General features: G+C 38.5%; 4 protein-coding genes. 1 reads left to right on the forward strand and 3 read right to left on the reverse strand.

What is annotated here, in order from left to right; genetic code table 11:
• Nucleotides 1-146: 146 nt before the first annotated feature.
• Together DYY65_RS12975 and DYY65_RS12445 are read right to left on the reverse strand one after the other, a co-directional pair.
• Nucleotides 147-287, reverse strand: coding sequence for a hypothetical protein (locus DYY65_RS12975; protein ID WP_370519312.1), 141 nt, complete (start codon nt 285-287; stop codon nt 147-149).
• Nucleotides 268-483, reverse strand: a complete 216-nt coding sequence (locus tag DYY65_RS12445; RefSeq protein WP_236561700.1) for a hypothetical protein — start codon at nt 481-483, stop codon at nt 268-270. The genes DYY65_RS12975 and DYY65_RS12445 overlap by 20 nt, the downstream gene beginning before the upstream one ends.
• Before the next feature lie 2543 nt (nt 484-3026).
• Here DYY65_RS12445 and DYY65_RS06075 point away from each other — a divergent pair.
• Nucleotides 3027-3371, forward strand: a complete 345-nt coding sequence (locus tag DYY65_RS06075) for a thioredoxin family protein (protein ID WP_162477086.1) — start codon at nt 3027-3029, stop codon at nt 3369-3371.
• 212 nt (nt 3372-3583) lie between these two features.
• Here DYY65_RS06075 and DYY65_RS06080 read toward each other — a convergent pair.
• On the reverse strand, nt 3584-3934 hold a 351-nt coding region (locus tag DYY65_RS06080), incomplete at its 5' end, for a hypothetical protein (RefSeq protein ID WP_162477087.1).

Here is a 3934-nt window from a genome sequence, read left to right on the forward strand (position 1 = left end):
TATTCGGTTAATTATCTGTGCGCTCTTAACTTAACGTTTGTCTTATGGGTAAAGAACTTTCACAGGTCCGGCCTCAATTTATCAGCAGATCTAAAGAATGGAAACGGAACAGACAATTAATTTCGCAGAATAGTGTTCCACTCGCGTTAGCTTTTTAGCCCCTCAAGGTAACCGTCTTGCTCTAATTTCTCTGCGTGCGCCGCAATGTAACGCCACACGATATCTGCCTTATCAGATTGAAAGTCCCATGGCGCTATTAGCACCAGATCATTGTCCCGGATCCACATTCTGCGCTTGATTTTTCCACGAATTCGACAAAGTTCTAACCTTGCCGTCTGTACATCTTACGATAATATTATCGCCTCCCACTAGCTTAATCACTCGACCAAGCAATTCACCCTGCTGAGGCCTCACTAATTCTTTGAGATGAGATTCACTTAATACTTTTCTTTTGCCTAAGTTGAAAACCCCACGATCTATCATTCTAACGAAGTTAAAAATCTATACGCTACAGCTGGTAAAAAAAATGGTAAAAAACCGGTAGAAAACGTGCTTAACGGGAACCACCACGGCCCGAATTGTTCGTTTTCCCGTACTTTTAATTTAACAGAAAGCATGACATCTATTTGAGTAGATTCTATTTTCGGAAGTCTATTGCACAATAATATTAAGAATAAATGTGAAATCTTTAATAGCAAAATTAAAATTAGTCTTCGTCAAATTTTTTGACGTATTTTTGCAATGATTAATGAATTGTCGGATTATTGTAAGAAAAATACCCATTTGGATTGCAACGACTGCTTGTGCAAATGTCATATTCCAGGGACTATGGAGTACATGTCAAGGAATATTGCGCGAATAGAAAAAGAGCGACCTGGGGTAGGAGATTCTCTTCCTGGCATTTAGTCCACGTTGTCGATCGATCTCGGCGAAAATGTCGAATTGACGTTGGAGAAATGTTGGTTAGTAAAATCTATAGGTACTCCATCAACTTATCTGGTGAGAAATGTGGGGTAATCATGAGCGCTGCATGCCTTATTCCTCCATGAAGCAGGAAGATTTCAATTTTAATATGGCTCTGCAGATGCACTGCTTGAGAGCGCTTCTATAAGAACATCTTTGTGATTCTGGGAAGCCACACAATTCTTAATTAATGATATCTTACAAGTCAAGTAGAGGTTGAATAAATAAGCCTTGATTAAAAAAATGAAGGGAGAAGAACAATGTGACGATCTCAAGGAAATCAAAAAGGATAATCTCGAAGCCGAAACAAAACAAAAATCCCGACTAAAAAAAGATACTTCGTAGACGAAGTAATGGCTATCTTTGAAGGTACTTTGGTTTAAGACCGTAGTAATAGCAAGAGTGATTGCTGTGAAATGTGCCTTCAGAGCAGAGCGGATTTGCCTTCTTCCTGGAGGGGAAATTAACAGATATTTTTGGATTGATGCAATACAGGCCAGGAATTCGGTTCGCAAACGCCTATAAAATAGTTATTGTTCCTTAGAACCTAAGACAACTCAAGCTAATCTACATTGATCGTAGCACAAACAATGAATTCTACATTCATAGCGGGCTAGAATGCTTCAACCACTGCTAATTTCTACGAGGAGTTCGATGGTGGACATATGACATAACCGTGGGTATGATATTATTTCCAAGAATCTGTTCTGCGCTATTTGCCTACAACTAGCAAATTTCATAATTATGGCATTCGGTATTTCGACTCCTCAATTCGAAGAGAAGTTTAGCGTTCTGATATAAGATAGGAAAGACGATTGGTTTTAAAATTTCAGCTTACTTGATTTGTTTCTGATGGTAAAGATAAGAAAATGTATCGTTGAATCCAAGAGTTAAAGAGCTCGTTGGAGGAAGTACTTGTTGATAATTTGTCGGATTTAATAGGCCAATACTATTAATCGTTTGAGCCGGATCCANNGAATTTGATTTAGTAGTATTTTGGACCGAATTGTTGATCGCCCCACGCATCATGATATTTGCTGTGTTTGGTACTGTGGCCCAATATACGCACGTGTATTCAGGCCTTGATATGTCACCTATGACCTGTAAATCGATTAACCTTGTCTGAATTTTGAGTCCTGAGTTAGTCTCCACAATGAATAGTTTCAATGGAGATGTGTAATTAGCGTTGCATGGAAGCTTGGCAAATATTTGTCCATTAGATATTCCAGATGGTGGTATATTGAATAAGAGTATAAAGTCTTTAGGTGGAATTATTTGCCTAGCTAACAAAAGGGTTTTATAACTTGCAGAAAAACCCAAGGAGCCATTATTTAATTTGTTATCGCCGCTAGTAGTACTGTTACGTATTTGATCAATCGCAGACGCTAATAAAACCTTCGGACTGAGAAAAGATTCAATAACTGATTCAGCGTTCATAGCTGACCTACTTTGTGATGCATTTACACTATTAGCTTGATGTAAATTCGAAGTGGGAACGAGTGCTTGCGGGCTTGGAATAGAAATTGCTCTATCAATTTGTCCATTGGATAAACCGGTCTTATTTGAATACGCAAGTAATTTTGGAACTGGACAAATAAAGGTGTAGAGTAAAATAATTAAAATAATAATCAAAGTAGAGGTAGGTAGAGTTAAAGTAATAGAACCCGCACTTTGAGGTAGATCCAAGGAGTTATTTTTTTTTACCGAGTTGAAAAGACGATGTGTCATAATTTGTTGATACTTCTCTCAGTTTAAAGATGTCGATTGATGGGCTAGCTGAATACAGTACGATTGGCAACGAGGCTATTATGTAAGCCAATTTCGTGAAGCTGATCCATGAAGTTTGGAAGTATTAATGCTATTTGTAAGAAGCGATCCCTATATTTGAAGGACGTATTTAGGGTATAGAGAATCAGAATCATACTCTCCGATTGTGATTACATCATTCTCTTAAGAGGTTTGTGCATAGATAATGTGACAAGCTGAGGGGTNNNNTGTTTCAGCGAAAAAAGATGTGAACTTGACATAATTGATTAATATGTCCTTGAAATTAGATGATAAATATGGAACACTTGGAACCAGAACAGTTCGATAACCTGTTTGCTTCCGGCGGAGAGGTATTGGTAATGTTTTATGCAGACTGGTGTCCTTTTTGCAGGAGATTTAAGCCAGTATTTGAATCGATAGCAGACTCGAATCATGGCGGCAAATGCAAGATGTATGGATCAAAAGTGAATGATGATGACAACCCATTGTGGGATAGGTTCTCAATAAATGCAGTTCCTACCGTTATTGCATTCAACGGTGGCCAAATTCTTTCAAGGAGAGACGCAAAAATGGGGGCAGGACTGAATGAATCCGATCTACATTCTATTATCAAAGAAGTAGGATGTACTGGCCATGCTTAAGATCTACCGCTATATTCGTGAGCCTTGCATTGCCTCATGGGCGGTACGTTATTGGATTTCGGAGCAATTTACTCCATAATGTTAACTTTGACAAGCATCATAGATGAGTGTTAATTCCTGCAAGGAATACAGTTGCTATCCAGCCTAAAGGATAATTTACAATCCCCTATATCCTTTTGAGAACGGACCAGATGTTGTTCGTGCTAGTCTTATCATATACCATAGGCAAGTTCGAGAGTCGCTATAGCCTCTTTAGTATTTTCATTCTTTAGCGCTCTCATTGCACGTTCCATAAATAACTTTGAGGTTTGATCTTCTGTACCAAACGACATTTGTTGGTATGCCGCTGTCAAGCGAGCTTGCGCTTCCTTAGTATTTTCATTCTTTAGCGCTCTAATTGCGTCATTTAGAAGAACTTTAAATTCCTCATACTTATCGTGCTCGTTTGGCCAGAAATCCTGTTCAACATCCACAAGGGGAGCAGCCACGCTTTGTATATTGACAGTTTCAAACGCCTTTTTTATTTCATGACGTATTATGTTGTTAACCTCTTCTATCGATTC

It is taken from the genome of Nitrososphaera sp. AFS (genome assembly GCF_009898475.1).
Classification (GTDB): Archaea; Thermoproteota; Nitrososphaeria; order Nitrososphaerales; family Nitrososphaeraceae; genus Nitrosopolaris.